Raw genomic sequence first — 26026 nt, 5'->3', positions numbered from 1 at the left:
TGCGCCACGATGGGAAATGCAGATGACTGATTCTGCCCCCGTTAATCGCACATTCTGTAGCGGCGCGATTTTTCGCGCGCCCTGGACAGCCGCATCGCTGTCTGATGCGCAATAAATTGCGCCGCTACGGGTTGGGTGCAATAAGAGCGCGTCTGAATGCTTTGCGCCGCGACGGGGAATGCAGATGACTGATTCTGCCCCCCGTTAATCGCACATTCTGTAGCGGCGCGATTTTTCGCGCGCCCTGGACAGCTGCATCGCTGTCTGATGCGCAATAAATTGCGCCGCTACAGGTTGGGTGCAATAAGAGCGCGTCTGAATGATGTGCCTGTTAACCGCGCCATTATGGGCGCACCTGGATGTGGAATAAATCATGCTGGAACTGTTCAAAGCCATTGGGCTCGGCCTGGTGGTGATTTTGCCGCTTGCTAACCCGTTAACCACCGTGGCGCTGTTTCTCGGCCTCGCGGGTGACATGAACTTTCAGGAACGCAATCGCCAGGCGCTGCAGGCGTCGATCTACGTGTTCCTGATTATGATGGTCGCCTGGTACGCCGGTAACGCGGTGCTGCACACTTTTGGCATCTCGATTCCCGGCCTGCGCATGGCCGGCGGGCTGATTGTCGCCTTTATCGGCTTCCGCATGCTGTTTCCCGCCAAACCAGTCGGGCATTCGGTGGAGGCCAAACACAAGCTGGATGAACTCGACGCCAGCGACGACCCGCGCGAAACGGTGAATATCGCCTTTGTGCCGCTGGCAATGCCGAGCACCGCCGGACCGGGCACCATCGCGATGATCATCAGTTCGGCCTCGACGGTGAAAGCCGGCGTCGATTTCCCAGCGTGGGTGGTGGCCATCGCGCCGGTGCTGACGTTCCTGGCGGTGGCGGTGATTTTATGGATTTCGCTGCGCAGCTCCGGCGCCATCATGAAGCTGGTCGGCAAAGGCGGCATCGAAGCAATTTCGCGCCTGATGGGCTTTTTACTGGTGTGTATGGGCGTGCAATTTGTCATCAACGGCGTGCTGGAAGTGGCGCACACCTTTCATTAAAAATAAAAAATCACACCGTACGGTAGCGGCGTGATTCATCGCGCAATGCCCGCCATCACGCGACGCCGGGCATTGCCATCAGGACAGCGCGACAGGTCGCGCCGCTACGTTTTAGTGCAGCGTTTTCCGCACATCCGCCACCTGTTCTTTCGTTACTGCCGGCGCGTGGTTGCTCCAGCCCTGACGAATAAAGGTGGCCAGCTGCGCCACTTCATCATCGCTCAGACGATACGCAAACGGCGGCATTGCCAGCGTCGACGGCGCTTTCTCTGTTGAGGGCTGCTGCGCACCGACCAGAATGGTGTGAATCAACCCGCTGGGATCCTGCGCATTGACGATAGTGGCCTGATCCAGCTCCGGGAAGATGCCCGGTGCGCCTTTGCCGGTGACAAAGTGACAGGCACCGCAGTTGTCGAGATACAGACGCTCGCCTTCGGACAGATTCTTCGCCGCCGTCAGCTTCGCTTCGGTCTTCTGCTGCGCCTGCACGTCGTACGCCTGCAGCGGCGGATTGCCACCGAGGAACTTCAGGTAAGCGGCAATTGCTTGCAGATCGGCATCCGTCATGTGCGAGCTGGAGTGCTCCACCACCGACGTCATCTCGCCGCCCACCGCGGCTTTATCGTTACGTCCGGTTTGCAGATAATCGACAATCTCCTGCTCGCTCCAGCGTGGCACACCGCGCAGCGACGGCACCTCCCAGTTATTCAGGCTGCCGCCGGCGAGGAAGCGATCGTCGCTGCTGTCCAGCGCCTTCTCGTTCATGCCGAGGCCGCGCGGCGTGTGGCAGCTGCCGCAGTGGCCGAGGCTTTCCACGATGTAAGCACCGCGATTAACCTGCGCTGACGCACCGCCAATCGCCTGGAACGGCTTGTCTGAGGTAAACGCCCAGTTCCAGAAACGCATGCCCCAGCGCTGGCTGAACGGGAAGCTCAGCTTTGTTTCCGGCGGCTGCGCGCTATCCGGCTTCACGCCCTGCATGAAGTAGACGTACAGCGCGTGCAGGTCTTCATCGCTGATTTTGGCGTAATCCGGGTACGGCATCGCCGGGTAGAGGCGCGAGCCGTCCGGCAGTACGCCTTTGCGCACCGCGTCCGAGAACTGCTGCTCGCTGTAGTTGCCGATGCCGTGCTGTTTATCCGGCGTGATGTTGGTGGAGTAAATGGTGCCGAGGTTCGACTCAATCGCCAGCCCGCCAGCGTAATCCGCTTTGCCCGCCACGGTGTGGCACGCCATGCAGTCGCCGAGGCGCGCCAGATACTCGCCCTTTTTAATCAGTGATGCGTCATCTGCTGCCTGCGCCTGCACCGCACAGCTGCCCAGCAGCACCGCGTGAGCGATTAACAATGATTTTAATTTCATGTGCTTATGCCTGTACCAGTGGGCCGGGATTCTGCAAATAGTGCTCTTTAATAGCCTGCGCCGCCATCAGGGTAATCGCGCCGATGGTGTCGGTCGGGTTCGCCTGGAAGTTCTGCGGGAAGGCGTTACCGCCCGGCACAAACACGTTGTGCACATCCCAGCTTTGCAGGTACTTGTTCAGCGCCGAGGTTTTCGGGTTGTCGCCCATCACCGCGCCGCCCACGTTGTGGGTAGAGACGTATTTGGTCAGGTCAAAGTCAGCGCCCATCGGCAGGAAGCTCATGCTCATGCTGTCCGGATTCAGCTCTTTGGCGATATCGCCAACGATGCCTTTCAGGTGCTGCTGCAGCTTGAGCTCGTTCTGTTTCCAGTTAAAGGTCATGCGCAGCAGCGGCTGACCGCGATGGTCGGTGTAGTGCGGATCCAGATCCAGATAGATATCGCGGTACGACTGGCAGGTGGTGGTGATGCTGATCTTCATCGAATGGTTGTACCACTGCTCCAGACCCTCTTTGTACCCCATGCCCCAGCTCGGTGTGCCTTTCGGCAGCGCGGTGCCAATCGGCGTACCGGTTGCCTGCGAACTGTGGATTTTGGCGCCGCCCAGGAAGCCGAGTCCCGGACCGTCGAAGTTGCCGGGCGAGATGTCGTTAAACATCTGACCGGTCGCGCCAGCGGTGGCGAAGGCATTGAAGTTCTTGTCTTTGAAGAACAGCGTGGCGCCGCCGTTGGACAGAAACGCATAGTTACGCCCGACGACGCCCTCTTCGGTAATCGGGTTGTAGGGCTTGCCGATGCCGGACAGCAGCATCAGGCGCACGTTGTACAGCTGGAAGCTGGAGAGCACCACAATCTTCGCCGGCTGGAACACTTCGTTGCCGTCGGCATCGAAATAGAGCACGCCTTTCGCAGTTTTGCCGTCGTCGTGCAGCACCACTTTGTACACTTCCGCGTGCACTTCGTACGAGAAGTTCGGCATGCGCTTCAGCGCATCCATCACTGCCGTCTGCGGCGAGGCTTTTGAGTAGTTCAGGCACGGATATTTCGAGCAGTAGCCGCAGTAGTTGCAGGGAGCGATCTGGTTGCCGTACGGGTTTTTCCACGCGCGCGAGACGCAGGCTGACGGGTTCGGGAACGGATGATAGCCCAGCTTCTTCGCCGCCTCTTTGAACATCACGTTATTCAGCGTATCGTCCAGCGCCGGCAGCGGATACGGCTCAGAACGCGGGCCTTCAAACGGGTCGCCGCCTTCCAGAATTTGCCCGCGCAGGTTGCCGGTGGTGCCCGACTGGCCGCAAATCAGCTCAAACTTGTAGAAATACGGCTCGATCTCATCCCAGGTGAACGGGAAGTCCATCACGCGCATGTCATCCTGCAGGATGCCGGGCTTATAGGCCTGATCGACGTAGGTTTTCAGTTTGATATCGGTGGGCGTGGGGCGAATCAGTACCGCCGTCCAGTGCATGCCCGCGCCGCCGACGCCGGTACCCGGGGCAAACGCGCCCCATTTACGGGTTGGCAGCGCCGTCTGGTCCATGTTGTAACGCACGGTGACCGCCACCTCTTTCGGCGTGGCGAACACTTTGTTGCGCACGTTATAGGCGTACTCATCGGCCGGTTTCGGGTAGGCGAAATCCGGGTAGTCGCGCTCGCCGCCGCGCTCAAGGGCGCGCACGTTCAGTCCGGCCATTGCCAGCTCGATGCTCATCAGCGAGCCGGCCCAGCCGAGGCCGCACACCACGACGTCGACTTCTTTCTTTGTAATCTGTGCCATGTTTTTCTGTCTCACATACCAAATACGGGGATTCAGGCGCGTTCGCCCATCAGGCTGACCGGTCCGAGCGGATACGGCACGTTGTGCTGCTTCACCCACTCGGTGAAGCTGGCGCGTGCCCCCGGGAAGCCGATGGCGATCCAGGCTTTCATGCCTTTGTTGCCGCCGTACATCGGGTCAGCGAGGTAGCCGTGTTTGGTATCGGAAAGCAGCTGGCTGAAGAACTGCGAGGCTTTCAGGTTCGGTTCGCCCAGCGCGGCGAAGTCGATACCGTCGTTTTTATTCACTTTGGTCAGCACCGCGTCTTTCTCTGCCAGCGTCAGTTGAGAGAACGCTTTGTGGTAGGTGCTCTGCGTCCACTGCTCCACCAGTTTGATGCCGGTGCGATACATCTGCTGCGGCGTGAACGGGATCTGATAGCCCATGGTGGCGGGCGCGTGCACGTCAAACGGCCCCTGCAGGTAGATCTCTGCGCCGAACTCCGGGCTGTGCAGCTGCTGGTCAATGAAGATCGGCACGTTGGTTTCCAGCGCACCCGGCGCTTTGCCGTTGCCACCGGCAGGGATCAGGCGATCGGTGGCGGCCAGAATAAATTGCCACTCCTCAGCGCTAAAAAAGATCGGTTTATAGTCGGCAAGGTCCGGTGCTGCCATTTCCGCAGCCTGGGCTGCAGTCAGTCCTTTTAAAACCAGGTCGCTTAATGGCAAAGCCAGCAACGACCCAAGTAAAAACTTACGTCTGGTGGTCGGTTTTTCTAAAAGCATGGCACGACGACTCTCACTTGCTAAGAAAGGAAATTATTTTTGTTAATAGATTTATAAATCGGCAAACAAGCTGGCAATCTTATGGATACAGATATTTCAGGATGTAACCATTAAATTAGAAATGTGTTTTGATGAGAAACCATCAACCTGGCAGAAAATCGCCATATGCTGTGGACGCGCTTTCGCAGCGGGAATTGCGCTTTTAACCGTACAAATGCCAGGAGATTAGCGCCAGAGACTGGGCAAATGACTGAAACAAATCGGCGTGAGAAATAGTCGCTCAGCTTAATTAATCAGAAAAAATCATACTTCCATACCAGAGCTTATTCTTATCAATAACAGCTTACTGGTTAAATGAACAACGCCTGACCAGTTTATTTCCTGAATATGACAGCGCGCGCACAAAAATAACGCCATTAGTTAATTTCCGGTATTAATTGTTATTTCCGGCACAGCTCAGAACAAACCGGCATTTAGCCTGCAGCGCGACAGCGATAAAGTCGCTGAATCAATCACTCAGGATAAACATGATGCGAGCACTCTTGTTGTTGTTCACCTTATTCAGCAGCGCCTTTACCCTGCAGGCCGCCACGCCAAAAGACACGCTGGTGGTGGCCGTGCCGCTCGACGGCATTATCAGCTTCGACCCGGCAGAAAGTTTTGAGACCGTCAGCAACAGCGTGCAGCGCAATATTTATCAGACGCTGGTAGAAGCCGATCGCGATGCGCCACAAAAACTCGCGCCGCTGCTCGCCACCTCATGGCAGCCCGGCAGCACGCCGCACAGCCTGGTGTTCAATCTGAAACCGGATGCGCATTTCGTTAGCGGTAACCCGGTGACCGCGCAGGACGTGGTGTTTTCGCTGACGCGCGCGGTGCAGCTCAATAAAGCCCCGTCGTTTATTCTCGCTGAGTTTGGCTGGACGGCGGACAACATCGCCAGCCAGCTGCGGGTTGTGAACGATCATCAGCTGGAGATTCAGTGGCCGGCGCAGATTGGTCAGGACCTGGCGCTGCGCCTGCTGACCGCGCCGGTAGCCTCGGTGGTGGACAGCAAAACCGTGCAGCAGCACATCACCGCCAACGACAGCGGCAACGGCTGGCTGCACACTCACTCCGCAGGCAGCGGCGCATTCAGCATCCAGCAATACGTGCCGCAACAGGCGCTGGTGCTGAGCGCAAATCCGCACGCCAGCCCGCAGCCGCAGTTAAAACGTATCCTGTTAAAAGGCGTGGCCGATGCCGGTGCGCGTCGCCTGCTGATTCAGCAGGGCGATGTCGATGTGGCTTATCAGCTGGGCCCGGACCAGATCGATGCGCTGAAAAACGACCAGCAGCTGCGCATCGAGGCATTCCCGTCAAGCCTGGTCTATTACCTGGCGTTTAATACGCAAAACAAAGCCCAGCCGGCGCTGGGTAATCCGGCGCTGTGGCAGGCGGCGCGCTGGCTGGTGGATTACAACGCCATTTCACGCGATCTGCTGAAAGGCCAGTACCGTATTCACCAGAGCTTCCTGCCGCAGGGCTTTGATGGCGCGCTGGAGAATCAGCCGTTCCATTACGATGTGGCCAAAGCCAAAGCGATTCTGGCGCAGGGCGGTATCAGGCCCGGCAGCAAATTTTCGCTGACGGTGATCAACCAGCCGCCGTACATTGACGTGGCGCAGGCGCTGCAGGCCAGCTTTGCCAAAGCCGACGTGCAGATTGAACTGCAGCCGGTGGCGGAATCGGAACTGTGGAGCAAAATGCGCGGCCGTGACTTCCAGTCGATCTTTATTTACTGGGGCGCGGACTATGTGGATCCAAATACCAACGCCAGCGCCTTTGCTTATAACGTACCGGGCGGCTCGAAAACGCTGGCGTGGCGCGTCGGCTGGGAGATTCCCGAACTGAGCGCGCAGACGCGCGCCGCAGCCGGTGAGAGCGACGCCAGCCAGCGCCGCGCTCTGTATACCGCACTGCAACAGCGCGTGCAGCAGGATTCCCCGTTCGTGGTGATGCTGCAGGGCGCGCAGCAGGTGGCGGTGCGGAATAATGTCAGCCACGTGCAGCAGGGCATCGGCGTGAGCCTGCTGTTTTTCGATGCGGTAGAGAAGAGGTAGGTTGGTGCGCGCTGTCCCTCATCCCAGCCTTCTCCCGCCCGCGGGAGAAGGGGCCGATCGCGCGGGCAGCAACCGGCACCCCCTTATTTTTCACCCAAATATCCCTCTCTCTCCCGCGCACCGCTTGCTATTCTTTGAGTCATTACGCAATGCCGGAGAACGCAACCATCATGACTACCCCACTGCTGATCGCCCAGACGCCTGACCTTCAACTGCATCTGCTGCCCGCCATGGCTAACCGTCACGGACTGATAACCGGCGCGACCGGCACCGGTAAAACCGTGACGCTGCAAAAGCTGGCGGAATCGTTTTCCGCCATCGGCGTGCCGGTGTTTATGGCCGACGTCAAAGGCGATCTCAGCGGCATCGCGGCGCCAGGCGACGGTTCAGAAAAGCTGCTGGCGCGGCTGGCAAAGATTGGCGTCACCGACTGGCAGGCGCAGAAAAATCCGGTGATGCTGTGGGATATCTTCGGCCAGCAGGGCCATCCGGTGCGCGCGACGGTGTCCGATCTCGGCCCGCTGCTGCTGGCGCGACTGCTCAGCCTCAACGAGGTGCAGTCCGGCGTGCTGCAAATTATCTTCCGTATCGCCGACGATCAGGGCCTGCTGCTGCTGGACTTCAAAGATTTGCGCGCCATGACGCAATATATCGGTGACAACGCCAAAGCATTTCAGACGCAGTACGGCAATATCAGCAGCGCCTCGGTGGGCGCCATTCAGCGCGGCCTGCTGGCGCTGGAGCAGCAAGGGGCTGAACACTTCTTTGGCGAGCCAATGCTGGATATCCGTGACTGGATGCGCTGCGACGCTGACGGCAAAGGCTTCATCAATATCCTGGCGGCGGAAAAGCTTTATCAGCAGCCGAAACTTTACGCCACCAGCCTGCTGTGGCTGCTGGCGGAACTGTATGAACAGCTGCCGGAAGCCGGCGATCTGGACAAACCGAAGATGGTGTTCTTCTTTGACGAAGCGCATCTGCTGTTTAACGACGCGCCGCCGGTGCTGCTGGAGAAAGTGGAACAGGTAATTCGCCTGATTCGCTCGAAAGGCGTTGGCGTGTACTTTGTCACGCAGAACCCGGCGGACATTCCGGATAATGTGCTCGGTCAGCTGGGTAACCGCGTGCAGCATGCGCTGCGTGCCTTCACGCCGAAAGACCAGAAAGCGGTGAAAAGCGCCGCCGAAACCATGCGCGCCAACCCGGCGTTCAATACCGTGGAGGCGATTCAGGCGCTGGGCACCGGCGAGGCGCTAATCTCCTTCCTCGATGAGAAAGGCAGCCCGTCGATGGTGCAGCGCGCCATGGTGATCGCGCCGGGCTCGCGCATGGGGCCGGCCACTCCTGATGAACGCAACAGCCTGATCAACCATTCGCCGCTGTACGGCAAATACGACAGTGCCGTCGATCGCGAATCGGCGTTCGAAATGTTACAGCAAGGCGTGCAGGCCGCGCCGCAGCAGGCCGATGCGCCGCCCAGCAAAGGCAATAGCGTGGCGGTGGATGACGGCATTCTGGGCGGGCTGAAAGAGATTCTGTTCGGCAGCACCGGGCCGCGCGGCGGCAAGCGCGACGGCGTAGTGCAGAGCGTGGCGAAAAGCGCGGCGCGCCAGGTGACCAATCAGATCATCCGCGGCGTGCTGGGCAGTCTGCTCGGTGGACGCCGCCGTTAATCGCCCTCTGCTATGATCGTGGTATGGATAAATATCAACAATTAAAACGGAGCAAGCGTCTGGCCCTGTCGCTGCTGCTGATCGCCGCCGCGACCTTTGTCGTGACGCTGTTTCTGCCGCCCACGTTCTGGGTGCTGGGGCTGAAGGCGATTGCCGAAGCGGCGATGGTCGGTGCGCTGGCCGACTGGTTTGCGGTGGTGGCGCTGTTTCGTCGCGTGCCGGTACCGTTCATCTCGCGCCATACGGCAATCATTCCACGCAACAAAGATCGCATCGGCGAGAATCTTGGCCGCTTCGTGCAGGAGAAGTTTCTCGATACCGATTCGCTGCTGGCACTGATTCGCCGCCACGATCCGTCACAGCTGCTGGCGCAGTGGCTCAATACGCCGGGCAACGCCGATCGCATTGGTCGCCATCTGCTGCAGGTGATGCGCGGTTTCCTCGATCTTACTGACGATCAGCGTATTCAGCGCTTTTTGCGCCGCGCGGTGCATCGCGCACTGGATAAGGTCGATCTGACCCAGTCCAGCGCGCTGCTGCTGGACAGCCTGACCAAAAACAATCGCCATCAGGAGCTGCTGGACGCAGCTGTGCAACAGCTGCTGCGTCTGCTGCACAAACCCGGCACGCGCGAGTTTATCGCGCTGCAGATTGTGCGCTGGCTGAAACGCGAACATCCGATCAAGGCCAAAGTGCTGCCGACCGAATGGCTGGGCGAACACAGCGCCGAGCTGGTCGCCAACGCGGTGGATTCGATTCTGGATGAAGTGGCGCGCGACCAGGGCCACGAATTCCGCCTCGGTTTTAACCGCGCGGTACAGCGCCTGATAGAGCGACTGAAAAGCGATCCGGAGATGGCCGAACGGGCTGAGACCATCAAATACTGGCTGAAAGAGGATGAGTCGTTTAACCGTTATATCGGCGAGCTGTGGCAGGACCTGCGCCGCTGGCTGAAGAGCGACCTCAACAGTGACGATTCGCGCGTGCAGGAGCGGGTGCGGCTGGCGGCGCTGTGGCTGGGCGAAACGCTCGCCGCCGATGAAGCACTGCGTACTTCAATGAATCAGCATCTGGAAGACGCTGCGCGCAGTGTCGCGCCGGAGTTTGCGGCTTTTCTCACCCGTCACATCAGCGATACGGTGAAGAGCTGGGATGCGCGCGAGATGTCGCAACAGATTGAGCTGAACATTGGCCGTGATTTGCAGTTTATCCGCATCAACGGCACGCTGGTGGGCGGTACCATTGGCCTGGTGCTGTTTTTGCTGTCGCAGCTGCCGGGCTGGGTGCAGACGTTGCGCTAACGGTGCGGGCATCGACCTGGTCGCCATGAATAAAAAAAGGTCGCCATGAATGGCGACCCTACGGTAACGGTGCGGGAATGACAGGGGCACCCTGAATCGCGCCCCTGCAACCATCACTACCGCCGCTTCAGCAACAGGTACAAACTGATGGCGAAGAACGCGCCGCTTGGCAGAATCGCGCCCAGCACCGGCGGCAAACCGTACACCAGACTCAGTGGCCCGAAGATCTGATCCAGCACGTAGAACAGGAAGCCAAAGCTGATGCCGGTGACCACGCGCACGCCCATCGATACGCTTCGCAGCGGACCAAAGATAAACGACAGCGCCATCAGCATCATCACCGCCACCGACAGCGGCTGGAAGATTTTGCCCCACATATTCAGCAGGTAGCGCCCGGATTCCTGGCCGCTCTGTTTGAGATATTTGCTGTAGTTATACAGACCGCTGATCGACAGCGCGTCCGGGTCCAGCGCCACCACGCCCAGCTTGTCTGGCGTCAGATTGGTTTTCCATTCGCCGCTCAGGCTCTGTGAACCGGTAATCTGCTTCGGATCTTTCAGGTCCGACTCATCCACCTGCGACAGCTCCCACAGTTTGCGATCTTTATTCCAGACCGCGGTGGCAGCATAGCGCACGCTCAGCAGACGCCGCTGGTCGGTAAAGCGATAGATACTGACGCCGTCGATCTCGTTGTCGCCTTTAATGCGCTCAATGTAGATAAAGTCGTTGCCGTCTTTCGCCCACAGGCCGTTTTGCGTCGATACCAGCGAGCCGCCATACAGCTGCTGCGCCCGGTAGTTACGCGCCATCTGCTCGCCCTGCGGGGCGACAAATTCGCCCACCGCCATGGTCAGCAGCACCAGCGGAATCGCGGTTTTCATTACCGCCAGCGCCACCTGCAGACGGGTAAAGCCGGAGGCCTGCATCACCACCAGTTCGCTGCGCTGCGCCAGCGTGCCCAGCCCCAGCAGCGCGCCCAGCAGCGCCGCCATCGGGAAGAAGATCTCGATATCTTTCGGCACGCTGAGCAGCGTGTAGTAACCGGCATCCAGCGCGGTATATGCGCCCTGCCCGGTTTTACGCAGCTGATCGACGAACTTAATGATGCCCGACAGCGACACCAGCATGAACAGCGTCATCATGATGGTGTTGAAGATGGTTTTGCCGATATAGCGGTCAAGGACCTTAAACATCACACGGATCCTCCACGGCTAAAGCGCGCGCGGAAACGGCGCATCGGTACGGTATCCCATACGTTGAGCGCCACCGCCAGCGCCAGATACGCCAGGTTGACCACCCACATCCAGATCGCCGGATCAAACCGGCCTTTCGCCGCGTTGGAGCGCAGCGAACTCTGCAGCAGGAAGAAGATCAGGTAGAGTAACATTGCCGGCAGCATCGACAGCACGCGGCCCTGACGCGGGTTAACCACGCTGAGCGGCACCACCATCAGCGCCATCACCAGCACAGCGAACACCAGCGTCAGACGCCAGTGCAGCTCCGCCTGGAACTGCGGCGTTTTGGTTTTTATCAGCGTGCTGATATCGGCCTGATCGGCATCGTTAGGATCGAGCACCGCCTCTTTGTACCCCACCAGCGCCTGATAATTGACGAAGTCGGTAATACGGAAGTCACGCAGCAGCGCCGTGCCTTCAAAGCGCGTGCCTTTGTCCAGCGTCACGGTCTGCGAGCCATCTTTGTGCTGCTCCATGTGACCGCTGTCGGCCAGCACCACCGATGGCCGTGCATTGCCCTTCGGTCGCAGCTGCGCCAGGAACACGCTGCCGAACTTGTTGCCTTTCACGTCTTCGACGAACAGCACGGTATTGCCGTCGCTGGAGGTCTGGAACTGCCCCGCCGCCAGCGCAGCCGCTCCCGGGTTGGCTTTGGCATTTTGTGTCACTTCATCCTGATAGCGCGAGGACCACGGGCCAAGCCAGATCACGTTGACCGCCGCCACCAGCGAGGTGAACAGCATCAGGATCATCGCCGCTTTAATCAGGACACCTTTACCCAGCCCGCAGGCGTGCATCACCGTAATTTCACTTTCGGTGTACAGCCGCCCAAGGGTCATTAAAATCGCCAGAAACAAGCTTAGGGGCAGGATAAGTTGTGCCATTTCAGGCACGCCAAGTCCTAACAATGTCAGAACCAGATTTGTTGGGATTTCGCCATCCACCGCCGCACCCAAAATCCTGACTAACTTCTGGCAAAAGAAGATAAGTAGCAGGATGAACAGGATAGCCAGCTGGCTTTTGAGCGTTTCCCGAACCAGATATCTAATGATGATCACGCTTAGTACGCCTGTGAAAACTTGTCTTTTTGCAGGAAAATCGCTAGTTTCAACGCTTATCAGCCATTTTTCTTCATCAATGGCCGTCATGGTAGCTAAAATAGTATGACGAACGCGTTAGGGTGGTGAAAAAACAACACATTGTCACCCCACTCATTATGGCCGCCGGCGTTAAATTGTCATGGCGTCGCAACAAATTAATGGGTTACGAACGCGCTACATTCTAACGACAGCTAAGGCCGTTGTCTTTAAGATTCAGGAGAGTGCATGGAGTTCAGTGTAAAAAGCGGTAGCCCGGAAAAACAGCGCAGCGCCTGCATTGTGGTTGGCGTTTTCGAACCGCGTCGTCTGTCACCGATTGCCGAGCAGCTGGATAAGATCAGCGATGGCTACATCAGCGCGCTGCTGCGCCGCGGTGAGCTGGAGGGCAAAGTGGGTCAGACGCTGCTGCTGCACCATGTGCCAAATATCCTGTCCGAACGTATCCTGCTGATCGGCTGTGGTAAAGAGCGCGAGCTGGATGAGCGCCAGTACAAACAGGTGATTCAGAAAACCATCAATACCCTGAACGACACCGGTTCAATGGAAGCGGTGTGCTTCCTGACCGAACTGCACGTTAAAGGGCGCAATACCTACTGGAAAGTGCGCCAGGCGGTAGAAACCTCTAAAGAGGCGCTGTACAACTTCGACCAGCTGAAAAGCAACAAAGTCGAGCCGCGCCGTCCGCTGCGCAAGCTGGTGTTCAACGTGCCGACCCGCCGTGAGCTGACCAGCGGTGAGCGCGCAATTCAGCACGGTCTGGCCGTTGCCGCCGGCGTCAAAGCGGCGAAAGACCTGAGCAATATGCCGCCGAATATTTGTAACGCCGCGTATCTGGCATCGCAGGCACGTCAGCTGGCCGATGCGTACAGCAAAAACGTCACCACCCGCGTGATTGGCGAACAGCAGATGAAAGAGCTGGGCATGAACGCCTATCTGGCGGTCGGTGCCGGTTCGCACAACGAGTCGCTGATGTCAGTGATTGAGTACAAAGGCAGCAGCGACGCCGATGCGCGCCCTATCGTGCTGGTAGGTAAAGGGCTAACCTTTGACTCCGGCGGCATCTCCATCAAGCCTGCCGAGGCGATGGATGAGATGAAATATGACATGTGCGGCGCGGCGTCGGTGTACGGCGTGATGCGCATGGTGGCGGAGCTGAATCTGCCGCTGAACGTGGTCGGCGTGCTGGTGGGCTGTGAGAACATGCCGGACGGGCGCGCGATGCGTCCGGGCGACGTGCTGACCACCATGTCCGGTCAGACGGTTGAAGTGCTGAATACCGATGCCGAGGGCCGGCTGGTGCTGTGCGATGCGCTGACCTACGTTGAGCGCTTCGATCCGGAAGTGGTGATTGACGTCGCTACCCTGACTGGTGCCTGCGTGATCGCGCTGGGCCATCACGTCAGCGGGTTGATGTCGAACCACAATCCGCTGGCGCACGAGCTGATCAGCGCATCAGAGCAGTCGGGCGACCGCGCGTGGCGTCTGCCGATGGCCGATGAGTATCAGGAGCAGCTGGAATCTAACTTTGCCGATATGGCTAACATCGGTGGCCGTCCGGGCGGCGCAATTACCGCCGCCTGCTTCCTGGCACGCTTTGCACGCAAGTTTAACTGGGCGCACCTGGATATCGCCGGCACCGCCTGGCGCTCCGGCAAAGCCAAAGGCGCGACCGGCCGTCCGGTGCCACTGCTGTCGCAGTTCCTGCTGAACCGCGCTGGCCTGAACGGCGACGATTAAGAGCCGGAGCGAATGCTGAGACGGTACGTATGAATGCGTTTGACACCCTGCGGCCATTGGAACGGTGCGCATGAATGCGCACCCTACGGGTGTGATGGTGCGTATAAATGCGTTAAATACCGTGCGGCCATTGATACGGTGCGCATGAATGCGCACCCTACGGGTGTAGGGTCGCCATTTATGGCGACCTGATTATCAGCCGCACGGTTTACAGGGTCGCCATTGATGGCGACCTTATTATTGGACGCCGCAATCTTACTGTCGCACAATGCGCCCCACTGTCATTGATGGAAATAACCTGCCATGAAAAACGCCACCTTCTTCGTCATGGAGTCTGAAAGCGCCAGCGACGGCTTAAGCGCCATCGAAGCGCTGGTGTGCGATTTGGCCGCCAGCCGCTGGCGAGACGGTAAGCGCATCCTGATTGCCTGCGAAGATGAACAGCAGGCCAATCGGCTGGATGAAGCACTGTGGCAGCGTCCGGCCAACGCTTTTGTGCCGCACAACCTGGCCGGCGAAGGCCCGCGCTACGGCGCGCCGGTTGAGCTGGCCTGGCCGCAGCGACGCGGCAGTGCGCCGCGCGATCTGCTGATCAGCCTGCTGCCGCAGTTTGCAGATTTTGCTACCGGTTTCCATGAAGTGATAGACTTCGTACCTTATGAAGAATCCCTGAAACAACTGGCGCGCGACCGCTATAAAGCGTATCGCAGCGTTGGTTTCCAATTGAATACGGCGACGCCACCCCCGCCGCAAACGACATAGCAGATATGGAAAAAACATATAACCCGCAAGATATCGAGCAGCCGCTCTACGAGCACTGGGAACAGCAGGGCTACTTCAAACCGAATGGCGATACCAGCCAGGAAAGCTTTTGCATCATGATCCCGCCGCCGAACGTCACCGGTAGCTTGCATATGGGTCACGCCTTCCAGCAAACCATCATGGATACCATGATCCGCTACCAGCGCATGCAGGGTAAAAACACCCTGTGGCAGGCAGGTACGGACCACGCCGGTATCGCCACGCAGATGGTGGTTGAGCGCAAGATCGCCGCTGAAGAGGGCAAAACGCGTCAGGATTACGGTCGTGACGCCTTTATCGAAAAAATCTGGCAGTGGAAGGCTGAATCCGGCGGCACCATCACCCGCCAGATGCGTCGCCTCGGCAACTCGGTTGACTGGGAGCGCGAGCGCTTCACCATGGATGAAGGCCTGTCCAACGCGGTGAAAGAAGTCTTCGTCCGTCTGTACAAAGAAAACCTGATTTACCGTGGCAAGCGCCTGGTGAACTGGGACCCGAAACTGCGCACGGCGATCTCTGACCTCGAAGTGGAAAACCGCGAGAGCAAAGGCTCGATGTGGCACATTCGCTATCCGCTGGCGGACGGCGTGAAAACCGCCGAAGGCAAAGATTACCTGGTGGTGGCCACCACCCGTCCGGAAACCCTGCTGGGCGATACCGGCGTGGCGGTCAACCCGGAAGATCCACGTTATAAAGATCTGATCGGCAAAGAGGTGATCCTGCCGCTGGTGAACCGTCGTATTCCGATCGTCGGCGACGAACACGCCGATATGGATAAAGGCACCGGCTGCGTGAAGATCACCCCGGCGCACGACTTCAACGACTACGAAGTGGGCCGTCGTCACAAGCTGCCGATGATCAACATCCTGACCTTTGATGGCGACATCCGCGAGCGTGCGGAAGTGTTCGACACAAACGGTGAAGTCAGCGATGCCTGTTCCGATGAAATTCCGCCGCAGTTCCAGAAGATGGAGCGTTTTGCCGCGCGTAAAGCGATTGTCGCCGCCGTTGACGAGCTCGGCCTGCTCGACGAAATCAAACCACACGATCTGACGGTGCCGTACGGCGACCGCGGCGGCGTGGTGATCGAACCGATGCTGACCGATCAGTGGTACGTGCGCACGGCCCCGCTGGCGAAAGTCGCGGTGGAAGCGGTAGAAAACGGCGACATTCAGTTTGTGCCGAAGCAGTACGAAAACATGTACTTCTCGTGGATGCGCGACATCCAGGACTGGTGCATTTCGCGTCAGCTGTGGTGGGGCCACCGTATTCCGGCCTGGTACGACAACAACGGTAACGTCTATGTCGGCCGCAGCGAAGAAGAAGTGCGTCAGGAAAACAATCTGGCCGCTGGCGTGACGCTGCGCCAGGATGACGACGTGCTCGACACCTGGTTCTCTTCCGGCCTGTGGACGTTCTCGACTCTCGGCTGGCCGGAGAACACCGAAGCGCTGCGCACCTTCCATCCTACCAGCGTGCTGGTGAGCGGCTTCGACATCATCTTCTTCTGGATTGCGCGCATGGTCATGCTGACCATGCACTTCATCAAAGATGAGAACGGCAAGCCGCAGGTACCGTTTAAAACCGTCTACATGACCGGTTTGATCCGCGATGAAGAAGGCCAGAAGATGTCCAAGTCGAAAGGCAACGTCATCGATCCGCTGGATATGGTGGACGGTATTTCGCTGGAAGATCTGCTGGAGAAACGCACCGGCAACATGATGCAGCCGCAGCTGGCCGAGAAGATTCGCAAACGCACCGAGAAGCAGTTCCCGGACGGTATCGTGCCTTCCGGCACCGATGCGCTGCGCTTCACCCTCGCCGCGCTGGCGTCCACCGGTCGTGACATCAACTGGGATATGAAGCGACTGGAAGGCTACCGCAACTTCTGTAACAAGCTGTGGAACGCCAGCCGCTTCGTGCTGATGAACACCGAAGATCAGGATTGCGGCCAGAACGGCGGCGAGCTGAAGCTGTCGCTGGCGGATCGCTGGATCCTGACGGAATTCAACAGCACCGTGAAAGCGTACCGTGAAGCGCTGGATAGCTATCGCTTTGATATCGCTGCCAACATTCTGTACGACTTCACCTGGAACCAGTTCTGTGACTGGTATCTGGAGCTGACCAAGCCGGTGATGAACAGCGGCAGCGAAGCGGAGCTGCGCGGCACGCGCAACACGCTGGTGACGGTACTGGAAGCGTTGCTGCGCCTGGCGCATCCGATCATCCCGTTCATTACCGAGACCATCTGGCAGCGCGTAAAAGTGCTGAAGAACATCGACCACGATACCATCATGCTGCAGCCGTTCCCGCAGTATGACGCGGCGAAGGAAGATGCGGAGGCCAAAGCCGATATCGAGTGGATGAAGCAGGCGATTGTGGCGGTGCGTAATATCCGTGCCGAAATGAATATCGCGCCGAGCAAGCCGCTCGACGTGCTGCTGCGCGACTGCTCGCCGGCGGCGCAGCGTCGTGTTGAAGAGAACCGCAACTTCCTGTCGCGCCTGGCGCGTCTGGAGAGCCTGACCATTCTGCCAGCCGGCGAGAAAGGTCCGGTATCGGTGACCAAGATTGTTGATGGCGCAGAGCTGCTGATCCCGATGGCGGATCTGGTCAACAAGGAAGCCGAGCTGGAGCGTCTGGCGAAAGAGCTGGTGAAGCTGGATGTCGAGATCGAGAAGATTCAGACCAAACTGGCTAACGAAGGCTTTGTATCGCGCGCACCGGAAGCGGTGGTGGCGAAAGAGCGCGAGCGCGTTGCCGAGCTGGAGCAATCAAAAGCAAAACTGATTGAACAGCAGGGCGTGATTGCGGCATTGTAAGCGCTTCAGTCCTGACGCTTAATCGAAGCCGGGCACTGCCCGGCTTTTTTCTATCGGAAGATTATGATGACCACCGCCACGCCACTTAACCTGCAGGTGCGCCCGATTGTCGCCGCCGATAATCCGCGGATTGCGCAGGTGATCCGCGATGTCTCCGCCGAGTTCGGCCTGACGGCGGATAAAGGTTATACCGTGTCCGACCCGCAGCTCGATCGGTTGTTTGAGCTGTACAGTGCGGCGGACAGCGCCTATTGGATCGTGGAGCATGAGGGTCAGGTGGTCGGCGGCGGCGGCGTGGCACCGCTCGCCTGCAGCGCACCGGATATCTGTGAGTTGCAGAAGATGTATTTCCTGCCGTCGGTGCGCGGGCTGGGTTTAGCGCGCGAACTGGCGCTGCGCGCAATGGATTTTGCCCGCCAGCGCGGGTTCCGGCGCTGCTACCTGGAGACCACCGGCAGCCTGACGCGCGCCATTAAGCTCTACCAATCGCTGGGCTTTGAACAGATTGCGGACGCGATGGGCTGTACCGGCCACGTGGATTGCGAAGTGAGAATGCTGCGGGTGTTGTGAGGGAAAAACCACTCACTTCTTTACCGCAACACTCTGCGCCAGCTGACCAATCAACGCTCCCAGCGTCTCTACCGCCGCCTCAGCGCGTGCATCCCACGGCCAGGCGGTGTTGAAGCGGAAGCAGTGGCTAAAACTCTCGCTACTGGAAAACAGCTGGCCCGGCGCAATACTGATGCCCTGCTGTAGCGCCAGATGATACAGCTGCGTGGTGTTGATCTGCTCCGGCAAGGTAATCCACAAAAAGTAGCCTCCGGGCGTATCGCTGATGTGCGCCTCGGCGGGCAGCACGCGGCGCAGCGCTTGCTGTGCCAGCTGTTTGCGCTTCGCCAGCGTCTGACGCAGCTTTTTCAGATGCGTATCGTAGCTGCGGGTGCTGAGAAAATCCGCCAGCGCCAGCTGCATCGGCGCGCTGGTCGAGAGCGTACTCATCATCTGAATACGCTGCACGCGCTGCGCGTAGCGCCCCGCCGCGACCCAGCCCACGCGAAATCCCGCCACCAGATTTTTCGAAAAGCTGCCGCAGTGCAGCACGTAACCCTCGCGATCGAACGCTCTGGCCGGCAACGGCTTATCGTGGCCGTGATACAGGTCGCTGTAGACGTCGTCCTCTATCATCGCCACCTGATAACGCGTCAGCAGTGCCACCAGCTGCTGTTTGCGCCCGGCGCTAAGCGTGAAGCCGAGCGGATTCTGCCGGTTGGTCATCAGCCAGCAGGCTTTCACCGGCCAGCGCTGCAGCGCCTGCTCCAGCTCATCAAGATCGATGCCCTGCTCCACATCGCTGGCGATAGCTATCGCGTTCAGCTTGAGCCGTTCAATCGCCTGCAACGCGCCATAGAAGGAAGGGTTCTCGATCACCACCCAGTCGCCCGGTTCGGTCACCGCCTGCAGGCTGAGGTTCAGCGCTTCCATCGCACCGTTGGTAATAACGATGTCATCCGGCGACAGCGTAATGCCCTGTTGCGCATAACGCTGGGCGAGGATTTTTCGCAGCGCTTCATTACCGGGCGGCAGATTATTCAGGGCATCGGTGGGTTTAAGATTGTGCGAGACCTTCACCAGCGAGCGCATCAGCTGGCGCTGGGGAAACAGTTCCGGATCGGGGAAGGCAGAACCAAACGGCATGATGGCCGGATCGCGCGTCGCCTGCAGCACATCGAACACGAAGCTGTTGGTATCGGCCTGATCGGTTTTAGCGATCGCCTGGGTTGGCAAACGCGGACGGCTCTCCGCCGCGCGCGGTGCCACGTAATAGCCCGACTGCGGCTTCGACACAATCCAGCCCTGGCTCTCCAGCACTTCGTAAGCGTGCATCACCGTCATCAGGCTTAACCCGCTCTGCTCCGCCTGCTGGCGCAGCGACGGCAGCTTTTCACCCGGCGGCCAGATGCGTGCTTCGATTTGCGTACGTAGCTGATCTACCAGCTGCTGGTATTTGGCCATGGCGCCTCCGCTGCGGAAATGTCGCGCGCCAGTTTACATGGATTGGTTCGGAGAGGATATCGCGTCCTCAGAGACATTCAGAACTGATGTTGCACCGTACGACTGGAAGCTGAGCGAAGGTGTCGGGGATGCTGCGGCTTTTTGTTGGGTTGGGTGCGGTCTGGCCCTCACCCCGGCCCTCTCCCGCACGCGGGTGAGGGAGAAAAGACACGCAGCGCGCACGCGGGAGAGGGAGAAAAGACACGCAGCACGCACGCGAGAGAGAGGAGCTACAGGCGGCAGAAAACAGCCCCTACTCCGCTGTCAGCGCCGCGGGTTTGTCCTTCACAAAGTCCGGCAGCTCGCTGATGCGCTCTGGCGGCAGCGGTTTGCCCAGCAGGAAGCCCTGCAGGGTGTCGCAGCCGAGCCCGGTGAGGAACGCCTGCTGATCCTGGGTTTCCACGCCTTCGGCCACCACTTTGAGATCCAGCGACTGCGCCAGCGCGACGATGGTGGAGACGATGGTGGCATCTTCCGATTTCGCCTGCAGCTCGTTAACAAAAGCGCGGTCGATTTTCAGCTCGCTGGCCGGTAAGCGCTTGAGATACAGCAGGCTGGAGTAGCCGGTGCCGAAGTCATCAATCGAGGCTTTTACCCCCATACTGGTCAGCTCGGTGAGGATGCGCACGCTCTCTTCCGGATCGCGCATCGCCGTGGTTTCGGTGACTTCCAGCGTCAGCAGCTCTGCCGGGATCTGGTGCTGTTCCAGCGCCTGCGTCACGGTGTCGACCAGGTTGCACTGCTCAAACTGCAAGGCAGAGAGGTTCACCGCCACCGACCAGTGCGGATGGCCCTGCTGGTGCCAGATGTGCAACTGGCGGCAGGCCTCGTTGATCACCCAGTTGCCGATATTAATGATCATGCCGGTCTTCTCGGCAATCGGCAAAAACTTGTCCGGCGTCAGCAGGCCGCGCGTCGGGTGCTGCCAGCGCAGCAGCGCTTCGAAGCCAATGATCGGCCCGCTCGGCGCGCAGTACTTAGGCTGATAGAACAGACGCAGCTCGTTGCTATCCAGCGCCTGCCACAGGTCGTTATTAAGCTGTAGCTGCGACTGTGCCAGCGTGTTCATGGACGGCTGGAAGAAGTTGTAGCCGTTGCGGCCGTTGTTCTTGGTGTGATACATCGCGGCGTCGGCGTTAAACATCAGCTCGCGCTCGTCCTTGCCATCACCAGGATAAACGGCGATGCCGATACTCAGCGACACCATCAGCTCGTAGCGTGACACGCTAAACGGGCGATCCACGGCTTTTACCAGCGCATCCGCCACCGCTGCGGCATCGTTGGGATCGCCGATCTCAATCAGCAGCACGAACTCATCACCGCCCAGTCGCGCCAGCGTGTAATGCCCTTTCATCTGGTCGGTCATGCGTTCGGTTACTGCAATCAGCAGGTTATCGCCGACGTGGTGACCAAAGGCATCGTTGACCGCTTTGAAACCGTCGAGATCCATAAACATCAGCGCAAACTGCGAGCGCTCGCGGTTGGCCTTGTTGATCGCCTGCTCGAGGCGATCCTCCAGCAGGATGCGGTTCGGCAGTCGCGTCAGGTTATCGTGCAGCGCCAGTTGTGCCAGCTCACGGTTGGCCTCCGCCAGCGAGCGCGCGAGGATTGAGGTGCGTGCCTGCATACGTGCGTCGAGCATCGAAACCAGCAGCGTAATGCCGAGGATCGCCAGCGTCACCACCGTGACCAGCATCGCCAGCCAGTCGCTGTTCACGCCGTGATGCGTGGCGTGACTGTGCATCGGAAAGTTCGCCGCCGCCATGCCGGTATAGTGCATACCGGCAATGGCACAGCCCATCACCACGGCCGCCCCGACGCGCAGTAGCGTGACGCGGCCATGCCCTTCGCGCAGGTTGAACGCCAGCCACAGCGCGGCACCGGAAGCCACCAGTGCAATCAGCACCGAAACCGCAATCCAGCCCCAGTTCCAGCTGATGCCCGGCTCAAACATCAGCGCCGCCATGCCGGTGTAGTGCATCGCCACCACGCCGGAACCCAGTACCAGCGCGCCGCCCAGCAGTCGTCGCCACGGCAAGTCGCCGGACGAGCACACCAGCCACAGGGCAAAGATGGAGGCAAGAATCGCCACCACCATTGAGGCGGCGGTGAGCAGCGGATCGTAGCTCATCACCATATCCAGGCTCATCGACAGCATGCCGATAAAGTGCATGGCCCAGATGCCCACGCCCATGGCGAAGCCGCCGCCCAGCAGCCAGACCAGCGCCACCCGGCCGGTGGAGGAAGCGACGCGTCCCGCCATATCCAGCGCGGTAAACGAGGCCAGCATCGCTACCAGTATCGAAACGAGAACGGTAAACGCATCGTACGAAGTCACTAACATAGTGATTTCCCATATAAAAAAGCTGTGTTAAGTCAGCTGTGGTGTTGTTGAAATGAAAAAGAAAATGTTGGTTTTATAATTGAAATTATCGGCAGACCGGCTGCCGATATGAGTCACTGAACGATGAAAGCTTCCGATGTGAAGGAGAACAAAAATTGCTGGTCAGGCGCCGGTGAGCGGCAGCACGTTATCAGGATACAGCGCCGTCACTGGCGGTGATGTGGTGAATTCGCCGATGCGCTCCGCCGGCGTCGGTTTGCCCAGCAGATACCCCTGCAGCGTGTCAAAGCCGAGACCGGTCAGCAGGCGCTGCTGCTCTTCGGTCTCCACGCCCTCCGCTACCATGCGCAGGTTAAGGCTTTGCGCCAGCGTCAGCATGGCGGTTACCACGGTTGCATCCTCGCTGTCGGCACGCAGGCTATTAATAAAGGCACGATCAATTTTCAGCTCGCTGGCCTCAAGATGCTTGAGGTGCAGCAGATTGGCGTAGCCAATGCCGAAGTTGTCGATGGCCACTTTGACGCCAAGCCGCTGCAGTTCGGCGATGCGCTGCTGGCTGAACTGCGGGTCGCGCATGGCGATGTTTTCCGTGATTTCCAGCATCAGCGCGCCTTCCGGCAGCTGATAGCGCTGCAGCGTCTGGCGCAGCGTGTCGATCAGATCGCGCTGATGAAACTGCAGTGCGGACAGGTTAACCGAGACGCTCCAGTCACGGTTGCCCTCGTCCTGCCACTGTCGCAGCTGGCGGCAGGCTTCGTTGATCACCCAGTTGCCGAGCGCCACAATCTGGCCGGTTTTCTCGGCGCGCGCCAGAAACATATCCGGCATCAGCAAGCCGCGGCGCGGATGCTGCCAGCGCAGTAACGCCTCAAAACCCATCAGAATGGTCCCGCCTGCGCGAAACTTCGGCTGGTAGAACAGGCGCATCTCCTGGCACTCCAGCGCGTTCCATAAATCGTTGGCCAGCGCCAGCTGATGCTGCGCCACCGCGCTCATCACTGGCTCAAACAGGCTCCAGCCGTTACGCCCGCTGTGCTTGGTGTGATACATGGCCGAGTCAGCGTTAAACATCATCTCCTGCGGGCTGCGGCCATGCTGCGGGAAGATCACGATGCCGATGCTGAGCGAGACGCGCAGCGAGTAACGATCCAGCTCAAACGGTGCATCAATGCTGTGCACCAGCCGCTGCGCCAGCGCTTCAGCCTGGGTTGCCGCGTACTGCGGACACAGCATGACAAACTCATCGCCGCCAAGGCGCGCCAGCAAAATGTCCGCTTCCAGCTGGGTGCGCAGCCGTTCCGCCACGGCAACCAGCAAACGATCGCCGACGTGATGCCCCCAGGTATCGTTCACCGCTTTGAAGCCATCGAGATCCATAAACATCAGGGCAAAGGGCTGGTCATCCAGCGTCGCCTGTTTGATTTGCGTGCTGAGCTGCTGGTCGAGCATCACGCGATTGGGCAGTGCGGTGAGAGTATCGTGCAGCGCCAGCTGGCGCAGCTCGCTGTTGGCGCGCCGCAGCCGGGCGGCAAGACGCGCCGCGCGCAGCTGGGCATCCAGCATCGAGATCAGCAGCGTCAGACCGAGAATGGTGAGCGTGATGATGGTTACCCACACCGCCAGCCCCTCCTGTCCCATGCCGTGGTGCTGCATGCTGCCGGGCGCGCTGAACTGCGCGGCCGCCATGCCGGTGTAGTGCATGCCGGCAATCGCCACCCCCATCGCCAGCGCCGCGCAGGCGCGCATCAGCAGCAGGCTCTCGCCATGGCGCAGATGGAATGCCAGCCACAGCGCGGCACCGGATGCGCCGTAGGCAATCAGTACCGACAACGCCACCAGGCGCAAATCCCAGTGAATGGCGGGTTCGATCAGCAGCGCCAGCATGCCGAGATAGTGCATGGCAACCACGCCGCTGCCGAGGATCACCGTGCCACGCAGCAGCCGGCGGCGCGTCAGATGGCTGCCCTGCAGGCCCTGCGCAAAGGCGAAGATGCTGGTGAGAATTGCCAGCAGCAGCGAGAAGGCGGTGAGCGGAATGTCATAGCGCATGGTCATCGGCATCATCATCGCCAGCATGCCAATGAAGTGCATCGCCCAGATGCCAATGCCCATCGCCGTACCGCCGGCCACCAGCCACAGCTTCGCCAGCAGGCCGCGCGACACGGCGACGCGCCCGGCGGTATCCAGCGCCGTAAACGCCGCGATAAACGCCACAATCAGCGAAACGGCAACCAGAACGCTATCCCAGGTAACCAGCAACATGTGCGCTCCTCAACTCAACCCGCGGCAGCGCAGGTGCGGTATCGTCAATTAACAACAGAAAAAGTGAAAACATCAATGAGAGGCAGCTAATGACCACCCGCGCTGTGGCGACACAAAAACAGCTCCATAAATAACTGGAGGTATTGCACGGCTATTTTTTATTCTCATCGTCTGTCGCGGCCGGGAAAAGTAATGATATCTGATTAATGCATGAACATAGCATTGAACCTGAAGTCGCGGTAGAGGGGGAAAACACTTGCCGTTTGGTTTTTTTAACGGGCCGCCAGCCCTTGTTATGACTGCGTTATCGGCGAAAAGGGAGAATTGATTAGCGAAAATTCTCCGGGGCGTTGTACAAGCGGCAAAAGGGTGTTCTATAGTAAATAAAACTGATATAAATCACTAACTCAGCCTTTAAGAATTTTCTTAGGTGACAGGGCATTAAGTTTGTTTGCCGATCGCGGCGTCTTGTTATTTACGGGTTCGTTTCATTAATAAATCACCAGGCGAAAAAGCACTGACCTTGGATAATCAGTAAGGATTGATTATGAAACTCAAGCTTTTTCTTTTGGCTACCAGCCTGAGCGCCGCGCTCGCCCCTGCAACGGTTTTTGCTGCCACCACAACGGGAACCATCAATGCCACATTGACGCTCACCACCGGCTGTCTGGTGAACGGTCAGTCTGCCACCAGCGGAGTTAACTTCGGTACCCTGAACTTCGGTAGCAGCGCTGCAACCTTTGATACCTTAAACGCCACCCTGGTGGGCGCATCCGGGAACGGCATTTTTGTCCGCTGCACCACCGGGCAAACCTTCAATGTGCAGGTCACCAGCAGTAATCCGGCACCGGCCACTATTTACGGTACGGTGAGCGGCCAGCCGCGTTACCTGATCCTCGGCTCCAACAATACGCAGGGCATTGCTTACACGCTGTACAGCGACGCCGCGTTTACCACCGCCATCGCCAACAACACCAACATTGCCGCCAGCGGCACCACCGATCCGACGCTCGGCACCAACTATGCCATTTACGGTCGGGTAGTCGGCGGCGGCTTTAACCCACTTATTCCGGCCGGTACCTACACCGATACCATTAACGTGGCGGTGAATTACTGACGCCAGCGGTGGGGTAAGAAGGATGGTCTGGCTGCTGCGTGCTGGCAGCCTGGCCCTGCTGATAGGGAGCGTCCCGGCCTGGAGTTTGCCGACGGCCACCTTCCAGGTCTCTGCGTCAGTGGTGGCAGGCTGCGTGATTTCCGGTACCAATACCGGCGTGTTTGGCACGCTGAATTTTGGTACCCAGTCGGGCGTGGCGAGCAGCAGCGTCAGCGCCAGCTACGTGCAAAGCACCACCCTCACCCTCGCCTGCACGCCGGGTACCGCCCTCAGCATGAGCATCAACGGCGGCAGCAATTACACCAGCAGCCGCAATCTCAAACACACCAGTAACACCGATACCGTGGCCTACAGCCTGTATACCAACGCAGCGCACACCACGGCGATTCCGGTTAACTCGCCGGTGGCGCTGAGTTACAGCAACGCCAATAACATCGTGCTGCCGATTTACGGCCTGTTAACCCTGCCCGGCCCGACGCGCGCCGGGACCTATACCGATACGTTAACCGTCACCCTGAGCTGGTGACGG

The 26026-nt window shown here is 59.1% G+C and carries 18 protein-coding genes; 10 read left to right on the top strand and 8 right to left on the bottom strand.

The features are described from left to right. The first annotated feature begins 373 nt into the window (after positions 1-373). A complete protein-coding gene (locus AC6I8P_RS03005) occupies positions 374-1051 on the top strand; it encodes a MarC family NAAT transporter (protein ID WP_021506728.1) in 678 nt (225 codons plus the stop codon). A gap of 111 nt (positions 1052-1162) precedes the next feature. Here the strand turns inward: AC6I8P_RS03005 and AC6I8P_RS03000 are convergent, their stop codons facing one another. The 3 genes from AC6I8P_RS03000 to AC6I8P_RS02990 are packed head-to-tail and all read right to left on the bottom strand — an operon-like array spanning position 1163 to position 4951. Further along, the gene (locus AC6I8P_RS03000) at positions 1163-2413 is read right to left on the bottom strand and encodes a c-type cytochrome (RefSeq protein ID WP_498030956.1); all 1251 of its coding nucleotides are present in this window, start codon (positions 2411-2413) and stop codon (positions 1163-1165) included. A 4-nt stretch (positions 2414-2417) separates the two neighbouring features. Further along, entirely contained in the window at positions 2418-4187 is a 1770-nt protein-coding gene (locus AC6I8P_RS02995) for a GMC family oxidoreductase (protein ID WP_498030955.1), read from the bottom strand. Between the two features lie 32 nt (positions 4188-4219). Continuing rightward, positions 4220-4951 carry a gluconate 2-dehydrogenase subunit 3 family protein gene (locus AC6I8P_RS02990; protein WP_031279537.1) on the bottom strand — a complete coding sequence of 244 codons (732 nt, stop codon included), beginning with the start codon at positions 4949-4951 and terminating at the stop codon, positions 4220-4222. A 530-nt stretch (positions 4952-5481) separates the two neighbouring features. Here AC6I8P_RS02990 and AC6I8P_RS02985 point away from each other — a divergent pair. From AC6I8P_RS02985 to AC6I8P_RS02975, 3 genes are all read left to right on the top strand, one after another. Further along, positions 5482-7053, top strand: coding sequence for an ABC transporter substrate-binding protein (locus tag AC6I8P_RS02985; RefSeq protein ID WP_498031150.1), 1572 nt, complete (start codon positions 5482-5484; stop codon positions 7051-7053). 170 nt (positions 7054-7223) lie between these two features. After that, positions 7224-8726, top strand: a complete 1503-nt coding sequence (locus AC6I8P_RS02980) for a helicase HerA-like C-terminal domain-containing protein (protein WP_498030954.1) — start codon at positions 7224-7226, stop codon at positions 8724-8726. A gap of 23 nt (positions 8727-8749) precedes the next feature. After that, complete coding sequence (locus AC6I8P_RS02975) at positions 8750-10027, top strand: DUF445 domain-containing protein (protein WP_141496420.1); 1278 nt, start codon at positions 8750-8752, stop codon at positions 10025-10027. A 116-nt stretch (positions 10028-10143) separates the two neighbouring features. Here the strand turns inward: AC6I8P_RS02975 and lptG are convergent, their stop codons facing one another. Further along, positions 10144-11220: an LPS export ABC transporter permease LptG gene (gene lptG, locus AC6I8P_RS02970; RefSeq protein WP_021506721.1), complete on the bottom strand. Its 1077-nt coding sequence runs from the start codon at positions 11218-11220 to the stop codon at positions 10144-10146. Beyond that, the gene (lptF, locus tag AC6I8P_RS02965) at positions 11220-12320 is read right to left on the bottom strand and encodes an LPS export ABC transporter permease LptF (RefSeq protein WP_031279533.1); all 1101 of its coding nucleotides are present in this window, start codon (positions 12318-12320) and stop codon (positions 11220-11222) included. The genes lptG and lptF overlap by 1 nt, the downstream gene beginning before the upstream one ends. Before the next feature lie 267 nt (positions 12321-12587). Here lptF and pepA point away from each other — a divergent pair, with 267 nt between their 5' ends. The 4 genes from pepA (at position 12588) to AC6I8P_RS02945 (ending at position 18292) form a co-directional block, all read left to right on the top strand. Next, the gene (gene pepA / locus AC6I8P_RS02960; RefSeq protein ID WP_021506719.1) at positions 12588-14099 is read left to right on the top strand and encodes a leucyl aminopeptidase; all 1512 of its coding nucleotides are present in this window, start codon (positions 12588-12590) and stop codon (positions 14097-14099) included. 303 nt (positions 14100-14402) lie between these two features. Continuing rightward, a complete protein-coding gene (locus AC6I8P_RS02955) occupies positions 14403-14861 on the top strand; it encodes a DNA polymerase III subunit chi (protein WP_021506718.1) in 459 nt (152 codons plus the stop codon). Between the two features lie 5 nt (positions 14862-14866). Beyond that, positions 14867-17722 (top strand): valine--tRNA ligase, encoded by a 2856-nt coding sequence (locus tag AC6I8P_RS02950; RefSeq protein ID WP_498030953.1) that lies wholly within the window; start codon positions 14867-14869, stop codon positions 17720-17722. Positions 17723-17785: 63 nt separating this feature from the next. Next, positions 17786-18292, top strand: a complete 507-nt coding sequence (locus AC6I8P_RS02945) for a GNAT family N-acetyltransferase (protein ID WP_370586218.1) — start codon at positions 17786-17788, stop codon at positions 18290-18292. A 12-nt stretch (positions 18293-18304) separates the two neighbouring features. Here the strand turns inward: AC6I8P_RS02945 and AC6I8P_RS02940 are convergent, their stop codons facing one another. The 3 genes from AC6I8P_RS02940 to AC6I8P_RS02930 form a co-directional block, all read right to left on the bottom strand. Continuing rightward, complete coding sequence (locus AC6I8P_RS02940; protein WP_498030952.1) at positions 18305-19735, bottom strand: aminotransferase-like domain-containing protein; 1431 nt, start codon at positions 19733-19735, stop codon at positions 18305-18307. Positions 19736-20027: 292 nt separating this feature from the next. After that, positions 20028-22118: a putative bifunctional diguanylate cyclase/phosphodiesterase gene (locus tag AC6I8P_RS02935; protein WP_498030951.1), complete on the bottom strand. Its 2091-nt coding sequence runs from the start codon at positions 22116-22118 to the stop codon at positions 20028-20030. A gap of 162 nt (positions 22119-22280) precedes the next feature. Continuing rightward, complete coding sequence (locus AC6I8P_RS02930) at positions 22281-24380, bottom strand: putative bifunctional diguanylate cyclase/phosphodiesterase (RefSeq protein ID WP_481657332.1); 2100 nt, start codon at positions 24378-24380, stop codon at positions 22281-22283. A gap of 547 nt (positions 24381-24927) precedes the next feature. Here AC6I8P_RS02930 and AC6I8P_RS02925 point away from each other — a divergent pair. Together AC6I8P_RS02925 and AC6I8P_RS02920 are read left to right on the top strand one after the other, a co-directional pair. Continuing rightward, positions 24928-25497 (top strand): spore coat protein U domain-containing protein, encoded by a 570-nt coding sequence (locus AC6I8P_RS02925; protein ID WP_021509578.1) that lies wholly within the window; start codon positions 24928-24930, stop codon positions 25495-25497. A gap of 22 nt (positions 25498-25519) precedes the next feature. Further along, a complete protein-coding gene (locus tag AC6I8P_RS02920; RefSeq protein ID WP_021509579.1) occupies positions 25520-26023 on the top strand; it encodes a Csu type fimbrial protein in 504 nt (167 codons plus the stop codon). Positions 26024-26026 lie beyond the last annotated feature (3 nt).

The organism is gamma proteobacterium symbiont of Lampromicra miyakona (assembly GCF_059730895.1).
The sequence above is the reverse complement of the archived record's forward strand: the minus strand, read 5'-3'. Positions and strand labels throughout refer to the sequence as shown.